Origin of the sequence: Gemmatimonas groenlandica, assembly GCF_013004105.1 — a bacterium.
GTDB classification, from domain to species: domain Bacteria; phylum Gemmatimonadota; class Gemmatimonadetes; order Gemmatimonadales; family Gemmatimonadaceae; genus Gemmatimonas; species Gemmatimonas groenlandica.
Window position 1 is genome coordinate 2,198,170 of record NZ_CP053085.1, and the last position, 25,801, is coordinate 2,223,970.

The following is a 25,801-nucleotide window of genomic DNA, read 5'->3' on the forward strand; positions in this document are numbered from 1 at the left end:
ACTCCTTTCACGTTCGCTCCCGCCGCCCACGCAGCCGCACCGTCGTCATGGCGCTCGTCGCCGCGGACAACGCACCAACGGTCTCACCATTACCGCCCATGCCGTTGCCCATGCTGTAGCGGCGCTGCTCAGCCAACCGGCGCTGCAGCAGTTCGCTCGGCATGGTGGCGTCGGCATAGTCGAGCCCTGCGAGATCGACTCCCGTAACCACCCGGTACGCATGCAGGTAGCTCTGCACCTCCGGCCGCCAGAAGCGCGCCCACGTGCGCGCCACCTGTTGGTTGTTGGTGTTCATCCAGGCGTAGTAACGGATGGACAGCAGCAGCCGTTCACCGTACGTGCCGAGATCGCGGAAGTGCAACACGCTGGTGTCGCTCCACCCCTGCACGCGCTTCATCGCGTCCACGCCGCCCATCCAGGGTTCGGGATACGGCATCATCCAACGCCCACGCAGGAAGTCGCGCATCTCCGGCCGCGCCAGCAGCCACTGTTCCATCAGCATCTCGGCACGCGCCGTCCACGGCAGATCCCGGAACTGATTGTGTGCGCCCTCGGCGAGCACGAGATGTACTTCCTTGAGCGCCTGCAGAATGGGGAACGCATCGGCCGTCACCGTGGCATCGTCATCCTGCAGGTAGAACTGCGCACAGCGACGCAACAGCTCATGGAACGCTTCGATGAAGCGACTGCGCGAGTCGGCCGGCGAGAGCCCTTCGGTGGCCTTGCCCACCAGCGACAGCCCGTAGTGATGCTGGTACTCGTACGCCCGGCGCCGTACCGACAAACGCTGCTGCTCATCATTCACGTAGCCCCACAGCAACGTGCTGAGCGGACGCAATGGGGCGAGCTCCAGCTCCGCCAGCGGATCGTTCGCGCCACCAGGGCGCCGCACGTTCTGGAAGCGACGCGCGATGGCGTTGAGCGTCTGCGAAAGCATCCCCTCTTCGTGCCAGTACGACCAGATCAGTTCGAGGAGACACGGCAGCGATGCGTCCGTCGCGGCGATGAACTGGCAAGGACCGCCACCTTGTGCGCTCGAGCTGGCGCCCAGATGCGGCAGAATGGCGTCGAGATAACTGGTGTGATGGCTACTCAGATACCGCTGCAGCGAATTGAGACCGAGATCATCGGCGCCGATACCGTATCCACGCGCTTCGGCCTCCTCTGTCGCGCCTTCGGTGAGCCCGACGCCGGACTCCTTCAGACCGCCGAGCCACTTGTTGCGCTCGAGCATCGTCGCGAGCGCCCCGTTCGACATATCCTGGCCGTCCCACGTACCCACGTTGGTGAGCAGGAACGCTTCGGTCGCGGTTTTGAGCAGCTCGTACGGATCGAGACCGCTCTGCACCTGAATGCCGGTGATTCTCGCCGACTCGTCGTCTGCGTTGCACAGCACGCGATTGATGAACCGGTTGTAGCTGTCAAACGAGAGCGTCTCCGACTGGGTCAGTGTATGCACCCACAGCACCGCGGCATCGACATCCTCGAGTTCCGTTCGCGCGAGGCGCACGGTATACAGCGGTTGAATGCCGTTGCCGGCAGGCGCCTTCTTTGCATCGGCTAGCCCTTTCTTGGGATCGGTCATGCTGTCAGCCTCCTTCGTATGGTTGAAGTGCGATCTGCCGTCTTGGGCTGCAGCCGGTTCGGCATGCGCGCGGAGCAGATGTCGGTCATGTCGATGGCCCCGCGCAGTGCCCAATTGGTGAGCAAATGCGCGACGACGCGGCTTTCCACTTCGGGCGTGATCGCGCCATCTGCGCGCGCCTGGCCCAGCGCCGCGAACACCAGCGACGGCGTGGTCTTCCGCATCTCGAGTGGTGCGGACCCGAATCGCTGATAGAGCTTTTCGAGTTGCGCCGGTGCGCGGTCTGGTGTGGCCAACGCCGCGCCAATGCTGCGCCCACCCAACGACGGTGGACGATGCTCGACGAACGCCTTGGCAGCGTCGGGCAGTGTGCGCACCAGCGTCTGGAGCAGCGCGGCGTACTCGTCCGGGTGATCAGCGGGCGGATAGAGCGCGCGCCACGTATCGGCAATCGCGCTCCACTGTGGGTGCGGATACAGCTGCGCCCCCATCGCGGCTGAGAGCAGCACGCGTATCCACGGAATGGGGTGTGGCTCGTCGATTTCCTTGCGAAACACGAACGGCCGCGGAAGCGATACCACGCCCATCAGCCCCAGCGGTGCGGCAATGCCCACTCGCGCCACACTCCACAGATCCGCCACGATTTCCGAGCACCAGCGATCCCACGCCTGCCACGCCACTGCGTCGGGGCCCGCGTTCACCGCGCGCGCCTGCAGTGCGGGGCGTAACGATTCCACCAATTCAAGCAGCGCGGCGCCCTGATGCCCGACTTCGTGTACCAACGAACTCGCGATACCGGCACCCACCATGCGCTCGCGAGGCACCTTGATGATGGCCACGGGATTTTCCCCGCCACCCGGCAATCGCGTACGCGCCCGGCGAATCGCGGCGCCCTGCCCTCGCTGCAGGTAGCACACCACGGGTGGTGCTTCGTACGGCATACCGGGCACCTGCAACGCGTCCTTGGCGAACACGTCGAGCCCGCCGAGAAAGACACCCGTTTCGTGCTCCGATCGCTGCGTGACCACTTCGGAGAAGAGATCGAACTGCGTGAGCACGGCGTTGAATCGCAAGCGCAGAAACACGAACCGCTGCTGCGCCTGTGCCGGTGTTGCGGCGCGTCCCTCGGCGCCGAGCAGCCACGCGAGGAACTCGCTCACCTTGCGGCGCACTTCGTGTCGGCCCGCCGACATGTGTCGCTCGATCGCCGCCTGCGCTTCCACGGAGAACGACGCCGCGACCACCATGGTCTCGGTGAGCGCGAACGGCCGCACGCGATGCGCGCGTGTGAGCAACGCGCGCGCTTCGAGCTCGATCAGCTGCTTGGGCGCGAGAAACGCCGACACGGGATCAAATACCCGTCAGGATGATGCGGCGCCCACGACGGTACCACGTGCCGCGTTGCGGGCGGGCACCGTGGCCGACGGACGCACCATTCCCCGCGGTGCCGATCACCGACGGCGCACGCCCGCTCATCTGCGCGGCAAGTCCCGGAGCGTGCATGCGGGCCGCTTGCGAGAGTGCCGCCTGCACCGCACGCTGTGGCGACGCGTTCTGCGGCGCGGCAACGGCACCCTGCGTGGCCGCACCGGCGAGACGCACGTAACGACGCGCGACTTCGAACTCCTGATCTTCGTGGCTCAGCCCTTCGAGCTCGAGCCCGAACGCGCTGCCCGCCGCCGACGCGAGCTTGCCACCGATCACACCACCAATGCCCGGCACGATGAGATTCCCGAGGGCCGCACCCGCCATCGGCAGCGCGGTCTTGGCGACTTTCTTGAGTGCACTGCCCAGGGCTTGTCCGATCGGGCCGCGCACGACCTTGCCAAGTGAGCGCCCGGCGCTCTTGATCAACTTGCCGAGGAACTGATTCAGCTCGGCTTCGTTGGTGATCTCCAGTAGTTCGGCCGCGAGTTCGGCCTCCATCTCTTCGGAGAAGACACTTTCGTACTCACCCTCACCTTCGAACTCGAAGCTCTCCATTTCCTGCGCGCCGTACTCGCCGAACGTTTCGCCGCTGTACTCGTTGGAGTATTCGGTTTCGTAGCCCGTGCTTTCAAGCGCGTCGATGCCACGCGCGATCTGCTGCTGCATGCGATCCATGTCGTGCATGAGGTCCCCCTGACAGGTGAAGGTCGATGGCTCGTGTCGGCCACGCCGGGGACTAAAGCACGAGTGGTGCCAAAGGCTAAGTCATTTCATGGCAACGCATTCAGGTTTTGCGGGGCGAAGCGGGCTTCGCGGGCGACGCGAGCTTCGCGGGGGGAGTGCGAAGGAGATTTCGCTGCCGCCCACCATCGTTTCGGCCGCGCCGCGATGATATTCGGGGGCGCGGCGCCACCGGCTCAGGACAGTGACGGTGCGGTCACTGTTGGTAAGTCCGGCGACCAATGCTCGCCGAGCAGCAAGCGCACGCCGGCCGGCTCCCCATCCAGCGCCGCGGACACGACGGCACGCGCCGCCAGCGCGCCGATCACGTTTCCCGTGCCTGAGTAGCCACCGAGCGCCCACACGTTGCCGCGCACTTGCTCGATGACCGGCAACCCGCTCTCCGTGTAGCCCGCACACGCCGCCCAGCGGTGCGTGATCGGCGCCGTCACGCCGAGGTGCGTGCGCACGAACGATTCCAGTAGGTGTTGCACTGGAGCCGTCGGCCGCGCGTCCAAGCTCCACTCACTGGGTCCGCCTTGGTCGCGAAACCCGCCGATCGTGAGCGAGCCGTCGGGCAACTGTTGCCAGTACTCGTAGCCCTCGCGGTAATACATCGGGCACGGTACCGTGATCTCGGTGGTGGGTGCGGTGGCCAGCATTTGCAGTCGCGCCGTCCGTACGCGACCCGTGAGTTCGGGCAGCAGCACTTCGAGCCGGCCATCAATTGCCACGATCACCCGCCGGCAATGCACGGTCCCCTCGGCGGTGTCCACGCGCGTACCCTGCACCGCGGTTACGGGCGATCGCGAGAACAGCTGCGCACCCGCCTGCGCCGCAGTGCGCGCCAGGATGCGACAGCGCGCCAGCGGATTGAACGACGCATCGGAAGGGAACGTGAGTCCCACGCCATCGGCCGCCTCGTACCATTCGCACGCCAAGCCATCGGCCAGCATCGCGTCCATCTGCGCCCGACAGTCTTCGATCTCCCAGGCATCGGCGGCGATGCGGCGCGAGCCCACGAACCGCACCGTCTCCGGCGCGGCCTCGGCAAGGCGCTGCATCTCCACGAGAGTGGCCTGATAAATCGCGAACGCCCGATCGCGACCGTGCTTGCGCACCGCGTCGTGATAGAAGTCGTACGCGCCGGCCAACAGGAAGCCGCCGTTTCGTCCGGCCGCACCGGCCGCCACGTCGCTCGCGTCGAGTCCGACCACCGCCTCACCGCGCGCGAGCAGTTCGTCGATCACGGTGAGACCGGAACCGCCCAGTCCGATTACGCAGGTGCCCGTCGTGATCGCGCCCTGCAACGACGGGAATGCTGTCCACGTGCCGTCATCCCAGACGGGCTGGTTATCGGTTGTCATCGCGCGCCTCATGCGCGGACGCGGGAGCGATACGGTACACGCCGTTGCGCTCGCCCAGCAATCCCACCGCGGCGTCGATCAGCGGATCACGCGCGCTGTCGTAATTGGCCGGATCCCACGTCATGGCCAGATGCGGCGCCACGCCGCGTCCCTCGATGGGCCGTTTGTCCGGACCGAACTCGAGCCAACGCGGCACGGTGAAACGCCATCCGTTGCCGAGGGGGAAGGTGGCCGGATTGCCCGACGCCCCACCGGTGGTGTCGCCCACCACCGTGACCTGCGGCAAGGTGCGCATCGCGGCCACGAAGCTTTCCGTGGCGCTGAATCCACCGCGTCCCGACAGCACGACCACGGGCCGTGTGTATTGCCAGCTCCCACGCGGTCCGATCGTGCGCGCCAGCGGCATCTCGATGTCCTTCACCAGCGAATCCATCCGGATCTCGACATACGACGCCGTGAAGGCGCGTGTCGTGAAACGACTGGCGAAGGCGAGCGCGGTCTGATCGGTACCACCGGCATTGTTGCGCACATCGATGATGAGGCCCGGGGCTTCACGCATGCGCGACAGAGCGAGATCGAGCGCCTCCTGATTGATGGGCTCTTTCCACGAGCCGATGTAGAGGTACGCGTACCCGCCGACGGTGCCTTCGCCGAAATCACGATTGTGGGCGAGGTAGCTCGCGTCACGCATCGCCGACTCCCATCGCGCCCGCTCGAAGTTGGCGAGCGCGGCAGGCCGGAAGGTGGGCACCACCTGCCCTCGCGGGTCGACCAGCCACACGTGCAAATCGCGCAGCGGTGTGAGCATGTCGACGAGCACGGCAATGAGCTCGTCCTGCGAACGGGCCCGCTGTGCGCGGGCGCGGTACGTGGCGCGCTGGGCACGCCAGTCGACCTGTTTGTAGGCGAATGACGGATACACCTCGTCGAATCGCGTCCACAGCGTGTCGAACTGCGCCACGTACGAGCGGGACTGTGCCGTGGGCGCACTCGACGCCGCGTTCGCGCCAAGCGAGGGGACAACACACGCCGCACTCGACGCGGCAGCGCCCAGCGCGAGCCACACTTTCCAGTGCCCTGCGCGTCTCATACTCTGTAACATCGAGTCCAGACCCACAGAGGTAAAGTGCGCCAGCGCCATTCGTCCCTGAAATCGGAATGACGCCGGCGCTCTCAGAGCCCGGCGATTCCCTTGGCCACCTGTCGCACCAGCACGGCCAGCTCCGGCGAACTCTGAATCGACTGGAGAAAGAGCCGCTGGAAGGCGTCACCGTCGGCATCGGCCTTGAGCAGCGCGAGCGCCTGCTCGAACAAGGCGTTGGCTTCGACGCTGCCGAGCGGCTGCTTCTTGTCGGAAGTCCGCTCGTCGATCAGGAGCACCATCTGGCCCATCGGCCGCAGCCAATCGAACCAAGGATCGTTGATCACGAGCTGCAGAAAGGCGCTGTTATTCGCGATCCGCCCATGCTGCTTCTCGTACCGGTTCCGCTCGGCCTCCAGCAGGCCGCGGTGCACTCTTAGCAGGTCGTTTCGCACCGTATCGAGACGACGAAGGTCGGTGGCCGTGGCCTCCGGGACCTCGATATGCGAGGGCGGCAGGTCGGGCGCGAAGTCAGCGGTCGAGTCGGTCAAGCAAGCCTCCGAACGCGCCCGAGGGCGCGAGTGATTCTGTGAGAGATTGGTGAAAGATATCGCGACACGATCGCGATGGTCGGCGTAGCAGTCGATACTTCCCGAATGCGCAATCATCCCGCCCCACCACGCTCGCACGCCCGGGTCTTCCTACTGCTGGCCTCGCTGTCCGCGCTCTCACCGACCGTCGGTCGGTCGCAGTCGCCGACCCCGTGGCGCACGGTACGGCAGGAGCATCTGTGGCTGGCCACCTTCATCGATCAGCCGATCACCACGCGCTGGGCGTTTCTCGGTGACGTGCAGTGGCGGCGCACTGACGGCGGCCAAAAGCCGCAACAGCTCCTCACGCGCGGATCGATCACGTATCGCGTGACGCCGGGCTTCCGCCTCGGTGCCGGCCTCAACTATGTGGCGACGGCGCCGTACGGTGAGCTGCCGTCAGCCCGGCCACTCCGCGATCGCCAGATCTTCTACATCGCGCAGATCAACCAGAAGCTGGGCGGCGTCGACGTGATGCATCGCTATCGGTTCGAGAACCGGTGGCTCGCCGACGTGCTGGCCAACGCGACCGGCGACGATTCGCTCAGTGACTCGCGCTTCGCGCAACGCGCCCGGTACATGCTGCGGGGATCGCGGCCCCTTGGCGGGCTGACGCTCCGAAAGCAGCCGGTGATCGGCATCGTGCAGAATGAGCTGTTCGTGGGGCTCTCGCGCGCCGATCGCGGCGTGGCGGTCGACCAGAATCGCTTTTCCTTCGGCGCGGGCCTGCCGCTATCGACCACGAAGCGGCTCGACGTGCTCTGGCTGCAGCAGTGGATCCCCGTGTCGCGGGCCCGCGCCAGCGAGAACAACCGGACGCTCTGGATCGTGCTGAACCACACGGGCAAGGCACGCTAGGCGCGCGCTCGGGGCGCTCGTCCCACGGTCGAGCGTTTCGACGGTGCGTTGCGTTACGGATAGGGGTCGCGTAGCATCGGCGGGGGTGTCGCCCCGGTCAATGCGAAGGCGACCCACTGATTGACATCCGACCGCCCACCCGAGGCAGCTCACCGATGCGCGTACCCTCCGTTTCTGCGCGACGCACCGCGTTCTTCGCTCGAACCCTGACGGCCGGGATGCTCCTGCCGCTCGCCGCGGTCTCCGCGCAAAACCGCGGACCGAAATCGGCCGACGCCAAGCCCGCGGAGCCGAACCCGCTGGCGGATGAAGGCTACGTGGCGCCGCCGCCGTCGATCGCACGTCTGGTGGCCGCGCCGCGCGAGCAGAACGTGAACTTCACGGCACCGAATCCCGGGAGCCGTCAGTACTTCCTGCGCACGATGAGCGACGGACTGCCGTCGCTGCAGAACGTTGGCAAGGAGCACCACAATCTGGGTGGCTTCCAGGTCGACTATCGGGGCAACCGCGATCGCGCGCTCACCATGCGCAGCAGCGCCGGCTTCGAGATCACCGAGTGGGCCAGTGGCCGCAAGATTCCGGTGAGCATTCCGGCCGGCGCCCGCGTGAGCACGCCGGTATGGTCGCCCGACGGCACGCAGTTCGCCTTTCTCGCGCTGTTCGAAGACGGCACGCAGATCTACGTGGCCGACGCCGCGACCGGAAAGTCGCGCGCCGTGACCACCCGCTCCACCTTGTCGACCGGCGTGACCGCCCCCGAATGGACCGCCGACGGCACGACGATCGTGACGGTGCTAGTGCCCGACGCGCGTGGACCTGAGCCCAAGGAGCCGAAGCTGGCGACGGGTCCGATGGTGCGTCTGAATGAGAACAACAAGCTCAAGACACGCACCTATCCCGACTTGCTGTCGTCGCCCTACGAGAAGGCGCTGCTGGAGTACCACACGACGGGCCAGCTGGCGGTGGTGAATGTGAAGACGCGCGCGGTGAAGAAGGTCGGCGCGCCGGGGCTGATTCGCAGCATCGATCCGTCGCCCGATGGCCAGTATTTCCGCGTGACGTACGTGGAGAAGCCGTTCTCGTATCTGCTGCCCGTCGCGAGCTACGGCACGCGCGATGTCGTGATCGACGGCGCCGGCACGGTGCTGCGTGAACTGGTGAAGCGCCCGTTGCGCGAAGGGGAAGAGCCGGCCGACCCCACCGATCCGCAGCCGCGCACGGCCGCCGCGGCGGGTGCAGGTGCGGCTGGTCGGGCAGCGCCCGTGGATACGGGCAAGCGCAACATCGCGTGGCATCCGTTTGCCGGTGGGTTGTTGTATTCGCAGATCGCGCCGGCCAATGGTACGGCTGGTGCGGCACGTGGCGACTCGACGGCCACGGCCGCCGCAGCCGCCCGTCGCGCCGATCGCCTCATGCACTGGAAGGCGCCGTTCGATTCCGCCGGTGGCACGAAGTTGTATGAAACCGCCAATCGCATTGCGAGCGTGCAGTTCAGCGACAACGGCAAGATCATGTTCGTGAGCGAGACGGGCACCGGCGGCACGTTCGAACAGGCGATTTTCGTCGACGAGAACAACACCAAGTTCACCGTGATCGCGCCGCGTGCGCGTGGCCGCGGTACCGATAGCACCGCACGGCCCGCCACCGCGCCTGCCGGTGGCCCCGGCGGTCGCGGCGCGCGCACGTCGGAGCTCGTCACGCGCCCGGGACGTCGTGGGGTGCCGGTGGTCGTGGTCTCCACCGACGGTAAGTACGTGTTCACGCAGGGTACCACGCCCGACAGCGCCGGCAAGACGCCGCGCGCGTTCGTGGAGAAGATCGAGATCCGCACGGGCACGCGCAGCCGCATCTACGAGAGCGCGGCCGACGTGTTCGAAACGATCAACGCACCCCTCGATGATGATTTCACCAAGGCCGTAATCCAGCGCGAGTCGCCCACGGTCGTGCCGCAGTCGTACGTGCTCACGTTGGCGTCACGCGACGTGAAGCAGCTCACGACCAACGTCGACCTCATGCCCGAGATCACGAAGGCGGTGCGCAAGACGATCGTGGCGCGTCGTGCCGACGGCTATTCGTTCAACGTGAAGGTCACGCTTCCCGCCGACTACAAGGACGGCACGCGCCTGCCCGCGATGTTCTGGTTCTATCCGCGCGAGTACGACAATCAGGAAGCGTACAACCGCAGTCTCACGCAGGGCGCCGGCGCGGCCAATCGCTTCCCGACGTATGGACCGCGCTCGCTCGCGTTCATCGTGACGCAGGGCTACGCGCTGATCGAGCCCGACGCCCCGATCTTCGCCAGCGAAGGGCAGCTGCCGAACGACAACTACGTGGTCGATCTGCGCAATAATCTCGCGGCCGTCATCGACGCACTCGACACGCTGGCCATCGTCGACCGCCAGCGCCTGGGGATCGGTGGCCACAGCTATGGTGCGTTCAGCACGGTGAACGCCATGGTGCACACGCCGTTCTTCAAGGCCGGCATCGCCGGCGACGGTGCCTACAACCGCACGCTCACGCCGAACGGCTTCCAGAGCGAACGCCGCGACCTGTGGCAGGGCCGTCAGACGTATCTCGAGATGTCGCCGTTCCTGTACGCCGACCAGCTCAACGGCGCGCTGCTCATGTATCACAGCACCGAAGACCAGAACGTGGGTACCGATCCGATCAACTCGATCAAGATGTTCCACGCCCTGCAGGGACTCGGCAAGACGGCATCGCTGTACATGTACCCCTACGAAGACCACGGCCCCGTGGCCCGTGAAACCGTGCTCGATCAGTGGGCGCGCTGGGTGGCGTGGCTGGACAAGTACGTGAAGAACGCGGGTGCCAAGCCGAAAGTCACGACGATGTAGGCTCGTCGCATTTGGCGAGCACTCTAAAAAATTCACGCAGAGAAGCAGAGAGCGCAGGGCACGCAGAGAAAAGCAAATACAAAGCTTTTTACTCTGCGCCTCTGCGCTCTCTGCGTACTCCGCGTGATCTTTTCGCCGTCACCGGATCAACGCACCGAGCCTAGAACGTCCAATCGATCCCGATGCTTGGTAGCACGCCGATGGAGGTCTGGCGCTCGGGTGCTCGCAACCGGGCATTCCACGCCACCGCGCTCACGTTCTGACGCGCGGTGGCGTTCTGTACGTCGAGGTACGTAATGAGCTGGGACTTCCCGACCTGCCAGCGGCGGTCGACGCGTGCGTCGAGTGAAAAGAACTGCGGCAGCCGCCCGCCGGCGTTGTACTGCGTGAAATCCAGCGTGCCCTCACGCACACCCGCATTCACGAACGGCGTGGTGAGCAATCCCGTGGCCGTGCGCAGGCGGGTCGATAGCTCCCACTTGGCGTTGGGGCGCCAGCCGAGCAGCACGTTGGCGACCACCGGGGCATCGAAGGCACCGGGACGTTCCACGCCGTCGATCGCGGTGAAGCGCGTGCGGTTGGCGCTGACGGTGAGCAGTGCATACACGGGCACCTGCGACAGCTTCTTCTGCAGCAACAATTCGGCGCCGATCACCGTACCACGACCGACGTTCGCCAGCGGCTCGAGACCGAAGGGAATGTCGTTGGTGGCGTCGTCGAATCCCGATGGTTGCAGCACCGCCTGCGGGCGGAAGCGGCGCGCCGGATACTGCCGGTAGCGCTTGCCGTAGACTTCGACCTGCAGCTTCACATCATCGCGCAGCGTACGCGACACGCCGGCAATCGCCTGATCGGCCGCGAACGGCTTGAGTGAAGCATTGGAGGTGTCGCCCACCAGCCAGATGAGTTGCGGCGGCTGCCAGTAGCGACCCACCGACACCGAAGCCGTCGTACGCGCATCATGCTGCCATACGGCACTCGCCCGCGGCGCCGCGCGCACCGCGTTGCTCAGATAGCGGTACCAGTCGCCCCGCACACCGAGAGTGACGCGGAGCCGATCGCCGACGCGCGTGGTCGCCTGCGAATACAGGGCGCCGCGTGTGGCGGTGAACGAGGTGTCGCGCCGGAGCGGTTGCTCCACGTAGGCCGCATCGCGTCGGAATGCGCCCGGAACCGTGAGGTCGTAGCGCAGATCGGAGCCGTATTTCGCCACGACGCCAGTTTCCACGTCGACGCGCGGCGCGAGCTGCCACTGCAGGTCGGTGCGCAGCGACTGTTCCCCTTCGGTGGTGTTGGCGGCGAACACCACACTGGGCTCGCGGCCGGGGCCTCCGGAATCGTTCTGCGTGGTGGTGTATCGCGTGAACGTGCGGCCGAGCGTGGCGGTGAGCAGTCCCTTCGACAGCGTGCGCTGCCAGATCAGTCCGGAGAAGTATTGATCTTGCTGCGGAGCCACCACGCGCGAGTTCTCGAAACGGTTCTCGTCGGTGTCGTTGTTGAACGTCACCGTGCCCTGCGCGCCGATCAGCACCGCTGAGAGCTGATCGCGCGAAGACGGCCTCCACACCGCCTTGCCCGTGAGATCGCGGTAGCTCGGAATGAAACCGAAGCCGGCGGCCTTGAAGATGAAATCGAGATAGCTGCGTCGCACACCGAGCAGGAACGATCCCCGTGCCCCCAGCGGCCCTTCCACGTATGCACCCCCGCCGGTGGCCGAGATGTTCACGGAGCCACTGATGCGATCGCGCGAGCCCTCGCGCAGGCGGATCGCCGTCACGCTCGCCGTGCGGTCGCTGTAGCGCACGCCGAATCCGCCAGCGGACAGTGCGACGTCTTCCACGAATGCCACGTTGATGAGCGACAGCGGACCACCGGTGGAGCCCTGCGTGCCGAAGTGGTTGATGTTCGGCACTTCGATACCATCGACCGTGAACAGATTCTCGAATGGCGCACCACCGCGGACCACCAAATCGTTGCGTCCGGCGGTGGTCACGCCCACCCCGGGCAGCACGCTCACGGCGCGCACCACGTCTTCCTGCACGCCGGGCGCACGTCGCACTTCTTCGGCACCGAACCGCTGCGTCGACACGGGAAACGACGCGGGTGGCAGTGGCGGGAAGTACGTCGGTGCCACCGTCACGGCGGCGAGCTCGGTGGCCACCGGGGTCAGCTCCACGAGCAGCTCCGCGCTGCGCGCCGTGCTGACCACGATATCACTGCGCACGATCGGGGCGAAGCCGATGCGTCGCAATTCGAGTCGCGTTACCCCGACGGGCACATTTCGAAGCACGAAGCCGCCGACCGAATCGGAGAGCGCGGTGAGCGCATTCGCAGACGCGGTGGCCGGGACACGAATCACCACCCCGGGGATCGCTTCTCGGGTGGCGGCGCTGACCACGCGGCCGAGGATCGTTCCGGTGGACTGTGCCGCGAGCAGCGACGGCGAGGCGCACCCCATCGCAACGAGCGCGAGCAGGAGGATCCGCGTTCGAGACGCGGCGGTAGGCCATGTAATCATGGTGGTAAAGTACCGTGACGTTTGAAACGATCCCATACGGACCTTCCCTCGCTACGGCGCACGGTATGATCATTCCAACGTCTACGGTACCGCCGCCTTCTCTTGGAGCTGCTGAGGATGTCGTTTCCTGTTTGTCGCGCCCTCTCGGGCGCAGCGCTCGTCGCGTTGCTACCCGTGCTTGTGCCATCAACGGCCAGGGCGCAGGGCGCCCCCCAACGTCCGCATGTCAGCGTGATGCTCAGCGATGCGGTCGACACGCGCACGGCGTCGCATAACGAGACCATCGACGGCGCATTCCGCACGTTGGCCGTGCAAGTCTCGCGTCCGCTGTTTTCGGTCGGCGGCATGCACGTGGCGTGGCTGGGCGAGATTATGCCGGTGATGCTGGTCACCGCGGGGGCGCCGCCCAACCGTATTCCGACGCCTATCACGAATCCCACCGAGGCTAATGATCCGCGGCGACTGGCCCGCTATGCGGTGCGCGATGCGTATGGAGTGGGTTTCGCGCCCCTCGGCGCGGAGGCGGCCTACTCGCTCGGCGCGAAGACCCACTTCCTGTTCAACGTGACGTCGGGCGTGGCGTGGTTCTCGCGCGTGGTGCCGTACGGCAAGGCTACGCAGGCCAACTTTACGGTGGCGCCGGGGCTGTTCCTCGAGCGGCGTATCGGGAGCCGACAGGCGCTGGCGCTGGGGTATCAGCTGCACCACTTGTCGAACGCCAGCATGGGCGGCGCGAATCCCGGCATGAACTCGCACATTTTTTCGGTGCGGGTATCGAAGCTGCGATGAAACAACAGGGCCCTGAGAAATCTCCGGGCCCTGTTGTGTTTACGGAACGATCACCTTCGGCTTGGCCGGCTTCGATCCATTCAACCGCGGACGCGGACCGTTGCCGACTTCCACCACGAGATCCTTGATGTAGTTCGCGATCTTCGCGTAGTGCGGATAGTCAATGAACTCGGGTTCGTCGCTGCGCTGGTGATAGTCGCCGTGCAGACCGGTGAAGAAGAACGCAATCGGCACGCCCTGCTGCGCGTAGTTGTAATGATCGCTGCGGCCGTAAATGTTGTTGTAGCCGCTCCACTCGATCGGCTCGTCGAACTTGTAGTCGAAGGTCAGCGGCTTGCTCTGCTTACCGTTCACCGCCTTCACGGTCTCGCCCAGATCCTTGGAGTCGAAGAACGAGCCTACCACGCCCACGTAGTCAGGGCCACCACCGGGCAGATCCTCGGCGCGACCGCGACCGATCATGTCCACGTTGAGCTGCGCCACGACCGAGTCGATGGGTACGGTGGGATTACGCGTGAAGAACGCCGATCCCACCAAGCCACCTTCTTCGCCGGTGTGCCAGATGAACAGCGTGGAACGCTTGGGCTTCACCGGCATCGCCATCATCGCTTCGGCGATCTCCAGTACGCCCATCGAGCCCGAGCCGTCGTCGTCGGCACCGTTGTTGATGGAATCGAGACGCGCCTTCGGATGCACCTTGCGGATGCTGTCCATGTTCACGCGAATCGTGGTCAGAATATCGGGGCCAAGCCCCTGCATGTTGTTCGCCAGCAGGAGCTTGTTCTTTTGGATGTTGAAGGCACGGATCGAGTCCTTATCCACCGGCGTCGTGATGCCCACGTGATCGTTGTGGGCGCCGATCGCGACGTACTGGTGCTTGAGCAGCGGATCACTGCCCGGCACCACCGCCACCACGTTGCGCGCCCAGTCGGTGGGCGTCTCCACGAAATCCAGCGACGCGGTCACCGTGCCGCCCTTGAGGCCGGCCGAGAGCCCGTCGATGTTCGTGCGCTTGAAGAGGCGCGCCGCGGCATCGCGCGTGAGGCGGATCGTCGCCTGCGGCTGCAGCGTGGCGATCTGCGCTTTCAGCAGCGCAATGGAGTCCACGGGACCGCGGGCGCCACCGGCTGGCGCACCGCGTCCCGGCGCGCTCGACGTAGCCACGATCGGCTCGTTGACGGCCACGCGCTGTGCCGGCGTCAGGGCGTCGAGATCGATCGTCGCGACGGCCACGGCATCGTCGAAGCGCGAGCGGGCCGGCGCGCCTCCGCCGCGCACGGCGAAGCCCTGTCCTTGTCCGCCGCGCGGGCCGTTCGGATTGGGCAGCAACACCACGAACTTGCCGGCGGCATCGGCGGCCGAGATCTGCGTGGTGGAGTCGCCCTGCGTGCCACCAAACACCACGTCCGCGCCGGTAATCGGGCGCGGCGCACGCTGGCCCGGCACCGCCACGAATTCCGTGTTCCACTCGATGGGATTGCCGTCGACGGTCATCCGCGAGTGGTCAGTGAACTTCCGCAGATGGTACGGCAGCGTCTGGAAGTACGTGCCGTTGTCACCGGCCGGCAGCAGCCCCAGGCGCTTCACCTCGGCGGCGATCATATCGGTGCCCTTCTTGTTGCCGACGCGGCCGACCTGACGGCCAAGCATGGAGTCATCGGCAAACTGGTAGAGTCGGATCTGCAAGTCACGCACGTCGATGGCGGCCTTGGTCGGCGCTGGCTTGAGCGTGGCGGGATTGCCGTACTGGTTGGTTTTGGCGGTACCCTGCGCGGAGAGCAGCGCGGGAAGGGTGACCAGGCCGCACACGGACGCAGCGAGGGACAAGCGGGCGAGCCCGAAGGATCGCATGGTTGCTCCAGGGGAGATTTTGGGGAGGGCGGGACGTCCTGAACAATACGTAGGGCGACCACGCAGTGTTCGCTGATTCCGGGAGATGAGGCGGAGGGGCTGACGGCGGGCCATATTGGGCGTCGACTCCTTCCCGGACATGTGCATGCGGCTCTTGGTCCCGATTCTCTTGCTCGCGGCAGGCTCGCAGCTGCGTGCGCAGGCGCCCCTTTCGCCCACCACGTACGAACTGCTGCGGGCCGAGCACCTGCGCGGCACGGATATGCGCAGTATCGACGCCGCCCTATTGAGTGGGGACTCCGTCCGGCAGCGCCTTGCCGTGCGAGCGATCGGCCGGTTCGAGCAGTATCCGCTCGAGGTCAAAGTCATTCCGCTGCTCACCGCGCGCGCTGCGTCGGTGCGTCGTGAAGCGGTGAATGCACTGGGGCAGCTGCGTTCGCGATACGATCTCGCCGCGTTGCTCGCCAGCGAACGTGACCCTTCGGTGCGCGCGGTCATCTATGAAACCATGGGACGCGTACCGAAGGAGCTCGGCGTGCCTGCTGAGGCCGTGGCGGCGACGCATGCGGCCACCGCGCAGAAACTGACCGACGGTTTGCGTGAATCGGACGCCGTGGTGCGCGCGGGCGCCGCCCGCGGCATCGAAGCGTTGTTCCGGCGGACGGCGCGAGCGCATGCACCGAGCGCCGCCGTCCGGGGAGTGATCCACGACGTGATTCGCACCGACAACACATCGGACACACGTCAACTGCTCTTGCTGGCGCTCACGGCCGCCAACGATCGCGATGCCGCCAGTGTTGCCATCGCACTGCGCGACACAAGCCCGGAAGTGCGCCGCCTCGCGGTGGCGTTGGGTCGCCAGTGGGTGGACGACCCGGCGCCGATGGTACGCTGGCAGGCGCTTCGCGTGGCCGGCACCTGTGCGCGCGCGGCGTCACTCGTGCGTGACGGCAGCGAGCATGTCGCGCTACTCGCGATCGACCAGTTGGGTGACCTCAAATGCACGGACGCCGCGTCGCTGCCCGCGCTCGCTGCCGAGAGCGACGCGAAACGCCCGTGGCGTTATCAGGCCCACGCGGCGGTGGCGATGGCCAAAGTGGCACCGGCGCGCGCACCCACCCTGGTGCAACGATTATCCGCGTCGAGCACGTGGCAGGCGCGCGTATACGCGGCCGACGCCGCCAAGCTGCTGAAAGACAGTGCCGTGCTGCGCACGTTGGCCCTCGACGCGGAACCCAACGTCGTGATCGCCGCCATGACCACGCCGCAGCAGGCGTTGCGCGCGCTGTCCAGCACACACGCGGGCCTGGTGCTCGCGGCGGCCAGACAGCTGAAGGGGTACGCGGGCCTGAAGAGTGCGTTGCCCCAACTACTCGCCGCCTTCGATCGTTTCACGGCGATGCAGCGAGCCACCATGCGCGATCCGCGCGTGGCACTGCTGGAGCGCATCGCCGAGGTCGCCGACGGATCGACCGTGGTGTGGATGCGCGAGCGTTTGCGCGACGTGGATCCTGCCATCGCGGGTAGCGCCGCGCGCGCTCTCTCGACATTAGTGCCGGAGCCAGTGAAGTCGATCACACAAGAGTACGTGCCGCCGGCCTTTCCAGGTGCCGAGGAGCTGCGTGGCCTCGAGGGCGCCACCGCCACGATGCGACTCCGAGGCCTCGGCGATGTGGAACTCGCGCTGCGCTTTGATGACGCGCCGATGGCGGTGCACACGTTCGTAACCCTGGCGAGCGCCGGAAAGTTCAACGGACTGACCTTCCACCGTATCGTGCCCAACTTCGTGATTCAGGGCGGTAGCCCCGGCGCCGACGAAGTGGACCCGATCACGGACACGTTCATGCGCGACGAAGTCGGCCTGGCCCGCAACGCGCGCGGCAGCTTCGGCATCAGCACCCGCGGCCGCGACACCGGCGACGGGCAGATCTACGTGAACCTCGTGAACAACTTCCGCCTCGATCACGATTACACCGTGTTCGCCAACGTCACGCGTGGCCTCGACCTCATCGACCGCGTGCAGGAAGGCGACGTGATCGAGTCGATTACCGTGCGCCGTGCCTCCACCTCCGCCCCTCGTCGTCCGTGATCACCATGTCTGTGCTCTCTCCGTTGCTTCTGGCGGCCACGCTTGCCGCACACGATGGTGTGCAGCCTGACACGGCGGCGCTGCGCGGTGCGCGGCAACCGGCCACCTCAGTGAACGGCGCGGTGGTCTTCGCGCACGACGGGCAGTTGTACCTGCAGCGCAGCATCGGCACCGAGGCCGTCCGCATTACCAGCGGCTCGGCGTGGCATCGCGATCCCACATTCACGACCGACGGCAGGGCGATCGTGTTCGCCTCCGACTCTCTGGGCAACTACGACCTGTGGCAAATGCCAGTGAACACCACCGCCGCCGGCAGCGCGAGTGTGCAGATCGGCGCGATCACGCGGCTCACCAGCAGCGCTGCGCATGAGACGTCGCCGAGCGTGGGTCCGGATGCGCGCGTGGCCTTCGTGCGGGGCAGCGGTGGGGCCACGCGCGTGTGGATGCGCAACGCCGATGGCACGGAGCGGCGTCTCTCCGCCACCGAGCAAACGGAGCGAGCGCCGCGTTTGTCTCCCGACGGCAAGCGCATCGCCTTCATCGTGATCAACGAAGCGGGCCGACGCGTGCTCGTCCGGTCCGTGGAGAACGGCACCTCCCCCACGGTGAATACGACGGCCAGCAGCGACGCAACGGTGGAATCGCTGGATTGGTCGCCCGATGGGCGGCTCGCAGTGTCGACGCGCAGCGGTGTGTATGCGCTGGCGACGGATGGGTCGTTCAGCGCGCTGGTGTCGAAGACACACGGTGATGTGGACTGGTCGGCCGACGGCCTGTTCATCATGATCGCCGAGTACTCCGAGGTCGTCGTGGGCTACAACGGCGATCCCGATCGCGGTCTCGATCGCACCGCCGTCGAACGGTTCAGTGGTGCTACCGCCGCCAGTACGAAAGGCGATGCGATGGTTCGCGTGCTCGCCCCGGCGGCGCCGGATGCCGGGCGCACGGCCGCGGTGACGTCGTTGCCCGACGGCCGCGCGGTGCGCAACGCGGCCGCGTTCGATCGGCTATGGGAGCGACTCGCGCGCACGTACTTCAGCGGGGCCGACGCCGCTGCACGCCGCGCGCAGTGGGACGCGGTGCGCACAACGCAACGCCCGCGCGCACTGGCCGCCGCGAACGACAGCGCGCTGCAGCAGGTGCTGTACGACACGCAGCAGGCGCGCCCGCCGCTGCGCGCCGACGCGACGGGGCGCGCTGCCGTCTCGAGCGCGCATCCGGTGGCGACCGAGGCCGGCCTCGAAGTCATGCGTCGTGGCGGCAACGTGATCGACGCCGCCGTGGCCGTGAGCTTCGCCCTCGGCGTGGTGGAGCCCGATGCCAGCGGTATTGCCGGCTACGGCGAGATGGTGATCGCGCTCAAGGGGCGCGCCACGCCCACGGTGATCGAGTTCATGAGCCGCGTGCCGGAAGAAGGCGGCTTGAACAACACGTCGCTGCTGGTGAATGGTCGTTACCCGAGCGACGGTCCGGTGCTGGTGAACGTGCCGGGCACCGTCGCCGGCATGTATACCGCTTGGCAGAAGTACGGCAGCAAGAAGGTGCCGTGGGCCGACTTGCTCGCGCCGGCCATCCGTGCGGCGCGCAACGGCTACGAAGTGAGTCAGGGACTCGCCACCACGCTCGCCACGGAACGCGAACACTACGCGAAGTACGAGGGCAGTCGCGCACTGTTCTTCCGCAACGGACAGCCTATGGTGGCCGGCGACACGCTCAAGAATCCCGATTTGGCCTGGGTACTCGAGCAAATTGCGGCCAAGGGCGCCGACGGCTTTTACAAGGGCGAGGTGGCCACCAAGTGGGTGGCCGATCTGCGCGGCAAGGGCAACGCCATGAAGCTGTCCGACCTCGCGCGCTATTTCGCGCCCGAGCGTGAGTCGATCAGCGGCACCTATCGCAACTACACGATCTACTCCAGCGCACCACCGGTGAGTGGCGGCGCAGAACTGGTGGCGCGGCTCAATTTGCTCGAGCAGTCCCCTGCCCCGTCGCGCACGGGCAAGCGGTACACCGACGATCCGGCGTCGCTGCACGCGGCGCTGTCGGCATGGTTCCTGGTGCCGTCGTCGCGCAATCGTATTGCCGATCCCGCCATGTGGCCCATCGATGTGGCGCCCATCGTCGACAAGGATACGGCGCGATTGCGCTGGCGCTGCTTCGATGCCAACAAGGCGCTCACGCCGGCGTCGGTGCGCGGCGATACCCTGCCGTGCCTGCCGAAGGCGACGCCCGCCGCCGTACCGACCAAGCCGGCCGACGCAACGGATGTCGCCGCAGCGAATGCGACCGCAGCAGAGTCGCCGTGCGGCGACGAGCACGCCGCCGAGATGACCGTGTGCCATGCGGCCGGCACGACCTCGTTTGCCGTGGCGGATAACGAGGGCAATGCGGTGTCCGTCACGCAGACCCTCGGGACATGGGGAGGCAACTTCTACGTCACGCCCGGACTCGGTTTCTTGAGTAACGACAAGCTCACGAGCTACGGCACCGACCCCACGCAGTACGGATCACGACTGCCCTTCGCACGGCATGGAAGCACGCTGGCGCCCACGATCGCCTACAAAAACGGCAAGCCGTTCTTCGCGGTGGGCGCCGCCGGGAATGCGTGGATCACGTCGGCCGTGTATCAAACGCTGCTTGGCGCGCTCGACTACAACTTGGGGCCGCAAGCAGCGCTCGAGCTGCCGCGCTATCTGCCCGGCGGTGGGTTCGGCGGCGCACCGGGAGCCGCCGCGGGAACGCCCGTTCCGTACACGCTGCAACTAGAGGACGGCTTCTCACCCACGGTGATCGCTCGCCTTCGCGCATTGGGCTACGACATCAACTTCGTGTCGCTTCCGGGCGAACTGCGCGAAGGCTACGGGGCGGCGGTACGCATCGATGGCAAGGTGGTCACCGCCGGCGCCGATCCACGACGGACCGGCGCGGCGGGCGCGATCACGGGCGCCATCACGGGAACCAAGAAGTAACCAACGCCGCTACTGTTTCATGCTCGGCGCCTTTTCCTTGTTCCACTCGAACCGCTTGAGGAATACGCCCATGCGGTCGAAGGTGTCGATCCAGTTCGCGTGCAGCATCGACTCGTGCAGGTCATCCGGCACCACGATCAGTTCGTGATACACATCGCGGGCCCGGAGCAACTGCACGAGTCCGACCGTTTGTGCGAAGTCCACGTTGCGATCGTCGTCGCCGTGCACCAGGAACACCGGTGATTTCCAACCGTCGATGGCACCGACCGCGCTCGACTTGAAGGCGAGGTTGGCGGTATCGATCACGTTGCCGTACATGTGCACACCAGCCAGGTCGGCACCGGCGACGAAGATGTCGGAGTTGCGCGCCAGCGCCTGCGACGTGAGCAGGCCGCCGTACGACAATCCCCAGATACCCACGCGCGTGGGATCGACATCGGCGCGGCCCTGCAGATACTTGGCGCCGGCCACCACGTCCTGATACTCGGAGTTGCCGCGTCCCTGCGTATTCGGCGCATTCGCGAAACTCTTGCCGTAGCCCACACCACTGCGATAGTTGATCGACAGCACCACGTAGCCCTGATCAGCCAGCCACTGATTCACGGCATATGCCCAGTGGTAGAACTGCATGTAGTGGTAGCCCGGCATCATCTGCCGACGCGGTCCGCCGTGCACAAAGATCAGCGCAGGCCGCTTCTCACCGGGCTTCATGTCCTTCGGCATGAACAGCGTATTGCTGATCTCGAGCCCGTCGGCCGCTTTTGTTTTTACGATCTCCGGCACCACGTGTGCGGCGCTCGGGAAGCTCGCAGCCAGCGTGGGAAAGACGCGATTTGGCGCCCCGCCCGCGGTAGGGACGATCGCAATCGACGCCGGTGTCTTCGCATCGAAGTAGATCACGGCCAGCGACTTGCCACTGGCCAGCGGCTGCGGATACGTCTCGATGCCCTCACCGCTCGAGACACGACGCGGTGTGCCGCCCGACGTGGGCACGGCCCAGATGTGCCGGCGTTCGATATCGGTGGCATTCGTGCAGTAGTACAGCGTGCTACCGCCATCCTTCGACAACGCGACCGAGGTGGCGTCTTCGATCATGCCGTCGGTCGTGGTGAGCAGCGTGGGCTCGCCCCCGCTCACCGGAATAGAGTACCAGCGCTCCCACTCATCCTTCGGCACATTCACCGGAAAGATCACGCTGTTGCCGGCCCACGCCATGTTGTTGAGCGACGTGAACACACTGTCGCGCGGCGCATTGCGCCACACCCGCTTCGCGTCGCCCGTGGTGACATCGGCGATCATCAGCTCGAGCGTGTGGCCCGCAGCGAAGGTGGCACTGTAGAAGCCGGGCGAGCGACGCAGTCCGGCGCGCGCGCTATCCTGACGCGTTTCGGCGCCGGCGCGCGCCGCACCGCCACCACCGCCGCCAGGTCCCGCGGCGCACCCACCAGAGGGATTTCCGACCACTGGGGCAGCATTGAGGTTCGCCGCAGGCCCCGCCGGATTCCCGATACCGCCGGTTCCGCGCTGCTGCTGATTGCCGAACGGCGTGCCCGGCCGGCGATAGAACGCCAATCGCTTGCTGTCGGGTGACCAGGTCGCGCCGCCGTCACAGTCCACGCTAGGCGCGATGTACTTCACCGTGCGCGTGGCCACGTCGTAGACGGCGATGAACGCGTGATTCTCACGGTCGCTCACGAACGCGATGCGCTTCCCGTCGGGTGACCACTTGGGTGCGCCATTTCGGCCCCACGCCTGAATGAATGGCACTCCGCCCGTATCCATGGCGGTGACCGGTGCACCGCGCATGACGCGCGCGTGGTAGATCTGCCCATCGCGCGTAAACAGCACCGTACGGCCGTCCGGTGACAACTCCGGCGCCGCGCCGACGGCCACGCGCCACGCCGGTCCGCCGGTGGATCGCACCGCCCAAATCGCGCGCTCGGCGCCCGCAGGGTCATGCGACGGATTGGCGACCCAGCCATATCGATTCGGCGCCGAGCCGCGCACGAACACGATGATGCTGCCATCGTCCGACAACTCGACGTCGCTCAGATCGGTGCCGTCGTCCTTCAGAAAGTTCGTCACACGCACGGCGCGAAAGCTTGGCGCCGCGGCAGTGTACACGTTCCGGAGTCCGCGGTCGTACACCATCCACGCAATGCGGTCCGCCTTGCGTGCGGAGGCGAGCGTGAGCGGCGACGCCGGCGACATGAACTGCTCGATGGTCGCTTTGGCGGCCGACTGTGCAAACGCTCGGGTTGGCAACGCGATTATGGGACTCGCCAGCGCGCCGACGGTGAGCGCACCACGCAGCGTGCGAACGTGCAAACTCGCGAATGTCATGGACGGGTGGGTAAGAGGTCTACCCGAAACTACGTCCCGCCGCTGCGCCTCGCTGACGTCCGACCCACCGACAGCACGATCGACTGCTCGGCCTTCTGCACGCGCGGCACCACCTGCACGCGCACCCGCAGCGTTACGCGTCCACTGTCGGGCGACGTGAACGACGCATCGGGAATTGCTTCGCGTACGGTCGGCGGAGTCGCGGCGGGCGACGCCTCGTCAAAGGAGAGCTGTACCGTCCCCTCGCCTTGCAACGCGCGGGCCCGTACCGCGTCGCCACGCTGCACCGGAACACGGAGCTTCTGATCGATCCGAGCCAGCATGGGCAGCAGCACAGTGGCCTGTGGACAGGCGTCGCTCAGCAAGAGCGGCTGATCTGGGAAGTCGCGAACAAGGGGCATCGCCATCGCACGCGCCGAGTCGGCGGCCGGCAGCGCGCTCAGATCCCGGTTTATTGGGCTGACCCCGAGTCGCATGCTGCGCATCGCGCTATCGAGCATGTACGGGTTGGGCGTGACCGCCGCCTCGATGAGCGAATCAGCCGCACCCGCCGGAATCGGACGCGTCGGGTCTGAGGTCACGGGCCACCGCACGCTGATGCGCCGTGACCCCTCCTGGCTCACCCCTTCGAACAGGTAGTATCCCTGCGCACCAGGCACGAGATAGCGCAGCCCCGTCACACGATCCCCTTCGACCAAACGGATGGCAAGCGGCGGCATCGTGGTGTCGATCGGCAAGCCGAAGGGAATCGCTGACGCCGCAACGCTACGCGTCACCACGTGACCGCACAGACGCGCCGTCATGCGATCGTCGCGGCGGGGCGTCACGAGCACGCGGACGGCGCTGTCGCCGGCCACTCGGGCTTCCCAGCGCGCATCGGTGGCGACGACGGTGAGCGCCAGCGCTGACGGCATTTCCGGTGCCGACGACCGCTGCGCCTCAGCCCGTGCGGCGGCCGGCGCGCTGTCCCGACAGCCCGTGAACGCTGCTGCGCACGCTGCCGCGCACGCGAGCGCCACAGCCAACCGCATGGGATGAGATCGACGACCGAGTGTCATGCGCATAAGAAACCAAGAAGGGACCGGAATAACCAGAGAGGCCGAACGCATGTGCGCTCGGCCTCTCGGTACTCACGACGTGATCATCTGCTGATCACACACCATGCATCACGGCGGGGTCGGGCTGTTGGCGATACCCGTACCACCGAACGTGTAGAACGCTTGGTTCTTCACGGCGAGCTCCTTGGCCGGCACCGGCATTTCGCGCGGTGTGCCAACCAGCAGACCACCAGTGACCCTGCGGCGCTGGTAGTATGGCGCCGCTCCCAGACCGAGCAGTTCAACTTCCTGCTCGTAGATCAGCTTCGTGAGCAGAGACGCCTGACCTTCGCCCGCGGTGGCGGCCGAGAGTCCACCACGATCGACGCGCGTGTTGTTGATCAGGTTCGCGGCCGTGGTCAGGTTGCCACCCGACCGACGCAGTTCGGCCTCGGCCCAGAGCAGATCGTTCTGGTTGCGGCTGATGACCGGTGCGACACCGAAGCCGCCGTAAATCGCGTTCGGCGACTGCTCACCAGACCGGTCGTAGCGGATGTGGCCGATGTTCGACTGATGGTACATGCCGCGATCGGGACGGAAGATTTCCTCGGTGGAGTACACGAAGTCCGTGCCGCCACGCGCCGTCTTGGGCACGACACCGAAGTAGCCGGCGAAATCCGGATCGTCCGGACCGAACGAGCCGTCGCCAAGTCGCTTGTCAGCCGAATTCGGACGCGAGTTTCCGCCGTTGGGGTACGGCGTGCGCTGGCTGGCCGGATCGAGGAGGTTCGCCACGCGCGTGTGCACGCGACCGCCGTCGAAGGCGTTGAACCAGTACAGGATTTCGTGGCACCACGAGCTGCAGCCGTCGCCCGTGAAATTGAAATCGAACTTCGCGCCGGAGGAAATGCCGCCGGCCGCGAGGGCCGACACCGCGGCCCAATCGACCGCCGCGTTCTCTTCCGGCGTGCGCGGATAGTAGGCCAGCGTCATGGCCGCCATCGTCTTCGCCAACTGCGCGATCTGGACGTTGGTGTATGACGTGCCGTTGGTCCAGCCCGTCGGCGTGGTGAACGCGTTGGCCGAGGCCAGCGTGGCCGCCTCCGCCAACGACGCGACAGCAGCATCGCGTACCTGCTTCCGCGTCTTGTACTCGAGCGTCGTGAGGTCCGTGGTCTCGTCGATCACGTAGCCCTTGTCGTAATTCAACGCGATGCCCATGAGCGAGGCACCACGCATCAACTGCGCGATCGTTTCCGCTCGCTTGGTGTTGGCGGCGTTGGTGATCACGAGGTTGTTCTTCCGGATGGCCGTGAGTACGTCCACCGCCGACGACAGCGTGGTGTAGTACCCCTGCCAGTACGCAATGATGGTCGTGCGGCCAGCCGACGCCAGATCGTTCTGATAGGCGCGCGTATTGCGCGTGCCGTCTCCGTCGATCGACGAGTAGAAGTTCATGTTGAAGTTGTTCCACGAGGCAGCGTACGTCTGCGCCATCGTGACGAGCGGGCCGCCGCCTTCCATGCCGTCGTAGGTATTGAACCACGACCGCATAGTGCCACCGGCGACAGCTTCAATCGCGGCGGGATCCGCGAGCGCGCGCTTCGAATCGGGCGCGTTCGGGTTCTCGACGTCGAGCGTGTTGCAGCCGGCGAGGATCAGGGCCCCCATGCCGACCGCGAGTGTGCGATTTCGCATGAATTCAAAACTCCGGTTGGAGG

At 66.3% G+C, this 25,801-nt stretch carries 16 protein-coding genes; 5 read left to right on the forward strand and 11 right to left on the reverse strand.

Features of this window, described 5'->3' with window-relative positions; translation table 11 throughout:
- Positions 1-7: 7 nt before the first annotated feature.
- From HKW67_RS09320 to HKW67_RS09345, 6 genes are all read right to left on the reverse strand, one after another.
- Positions 8-1,585, reverse strand: coding sequence for a hypothetical protein (locus tag HKW67_RS09320; RefSeq protein WP_171225128.1), 1,578 nt, complete (start codon positions 1,583-1,585; stop codon positions 8-10).
- Entirely contained in the window at positions 1,582-2,931 is a 1,350-nt protein-coding gene (locus tag HKW67_RS09325) for a hypothetical protein (protein ID WP_206044660.1), read from the reverse strand. The genes HKW67_RS09320 and HKW67_RS09325 overlap by 4 nt, the downstream gene beginning before the upstream one ends.
- 4 nt (positions 2,932-2,935) lie before the next feature.
- Positions 2,936-3,697 (reverse strand): hypothetical protein, encoded by a 762-nt coding sequence (locus tag HKW67_RS09330; RefSeq protein ID WP_206044661.1) that lies wholly within the window; start codon positions 3,695-3,697, stop codon positions 2,936-2,938.
- A gap of 233 nt (positions 3,698-3,930) precedes the next feature.
- Positions 3,931-5,100 carry an NAD(P)/FAD-dependent oxidoreductase gene (locus tag HKW67_RS09335; protein ID WP_171225129.1) on the reverse strand — a complete coding sequence of 390 codons (1,170 nt, stop codon included), beginning with the start codon at positions 5,098-5,100 and terminating at the stop codon, positions 3,931-3,933.
- Positions 5,087-6,190 (reverse strand): S41 family peptidase, encoded by a 1,104-nt coding sequence (locus HKW67_RS09340; protein WP_171225130.1) that lies wholly within the window; start codon positions 6,188-6,190, stop codon positions 5,087-5,089. The genes HKW67_RS09335 and HKW67_RS09340 overlap by 14 nt, the downstream gene beginning before the upstream one ends.
- A gap of 83 nt (positions 6,191-6,273) precedes the next feature.
- Positions 6,274-6,732, reverse strand: a complete 459-nt coding sequence (locus HKW67_RS09345; RefSeq protein ID WP_171225131.1) for a hypothetical protein — start codon at positions 6,730-6,732, stop codon at positions 6,274-6,276.
- Between the two features lie 105 nt (positions 6,733-6,837).
- Between HKW67_RS09345 and HKW67_RS09350 the strand changes: the two genes are divergently transcribed.
- Positions 6,838-7,629: a DUF2490 domain-containing protein gene (locus HKW67_RS09350; protein ID WP_171225132.1), complete on the forward strand. Its 792-nt coding sequence runs from the start codon at positions 6,838-6,840 to the stop codon at positions 7,627-7,629.
- Between the two features lie 218 nt (positions 7,630-7,847).
- Positions 7,848-10,484 (forward strand): alpha/beta hydrolase family protein, encoded by a 2,637-nt coding sequence (locus HKW67_RS09355; RefSeq protein ID WP_171225133.1) that lies wholly within the window; start codon positions 7,848-7,850, stop codon positions 10,482-10,484.
- Positions 10,485-10,644: 160 nt separating this feature from the next.
- On the opposite strand, the gene HKW67_RS09360 is transcribed toward HKW67_RS09355, so the two are convergent.
- The gene (locus HKW67_RS09360; RefSeq protein WP_171225134.1) at positions 10,645-13,002 is read right to left on the reverse strand and encodes a TonB-dependent receptor; all 2,358 of its coding nucleotides are present in this window, start codon (positions 13,000-13,002) and stop codon (positions 10,645-10,647) included.
- Between the two features lie 117 nt (positions 13,003-13,119).
- Here HKW67_RS09360 and HKW67_RS09365 point away from each other — a divergent pair, with 117 nt between their 5' ends.
- A complete protein-coding gene (locus HKW67_RS09365; protein ID WP_171225135.1) occupies positions 13,120-13,791 on the forward strand; it encodes an acyloxyacyl hydrolase in 672 nt (223 codons plus the stop codon).
- Positions 13,792-13,830: 39 nt separating this feature from the next.
- Here HKW67_RS09365 and HKW67_RS09370 read toward each other — a convergent pair whose 3' ends face one another.
- Positions 13,831-15,642, reverse strand: a complete 1,812-nt coding sequence (locus HKW67_RS09370; RefSeq protein ID WP_171225136.1) for a M28 family peptidase — start codon at positions 15,640-15,642, stop codon at positions 13,831-13,833.
- Positions 15,643-15,787: 145 nt separating this feature from the next.
- Between HKW67_RS09370 and HKW67_RS09375 the strand changes: the two genes are divergently transcribed.
- On the forward strand, positions 15,788-17,731 hold the full coding sequence (locus HKW67_RS09375; protein WP_171225137.1) for a peptidylprolyl isomerase: 1,944 nt from the start codon (positions 15,788-15,790) through the stop codon (positions 17,729-17,731).
- Positions 17,732-17,736: 5 nt separating this feature from the next.
- A complete protein-coding gene (locus HKW67_RS09380) occupies positions 17,737-20,700 on the forward strand; it encodes a gamma-glutamyltransferase (protein WP_206044662.1) in 2,964 nt (987 codons plus the stop codon).
- Between the two features lie 9 nt (positions 20,701-20,709).
- Here HKW67_RS09380 and HKW67_RS09385 read toward each other — a convergent pair whose 3' ends face one another.
- The 3 genes from HKW67_RS09385 to HKW67_RS09395 form a co-directional block, all read right to left on the reverse strand.
- On the reverse strand, positions 20,710-23,043 hold the full coding sequence (locus HKW67_RS09385) for a S9 family peptidase (RefSeq protein ID WP_171225139.1): 2,334 nt from the start codon (positions 23,041-23,043) through the stop codon (positions 20,710-20,712).
- A 29-nt stretch (positions 23,044-23,072) separates the two neighbouring features.
- The gene (locus HKW67_RS09390) at positions 23,073-24,074 is read right to left on the reverse strand and encodes a hypothetical protein (RefSeq protein ID WP_171225140.1); all 1,002 of its coding nucleotides are present in this window, start codon (positions 24,072-24,074) and stop codon (positions 23,073-23,075) included.
- Positions 24,075-24,209: 135 nt separating this feature from the next.
- The gene (locus HKW67_RS09395) at positions 24,210-25,778 is read right to left on the reverse strand and encodes a hypothetical protein (RefSeq protein WP_171225141.1); all 1,569 of its coding nucleotides are present in this window, start codon (positions 25,776-25,778) and stop codon (positions 24,210-24,212) included.
- Positions 25,779-25,801: the final 23 nt, after the last annotated feature.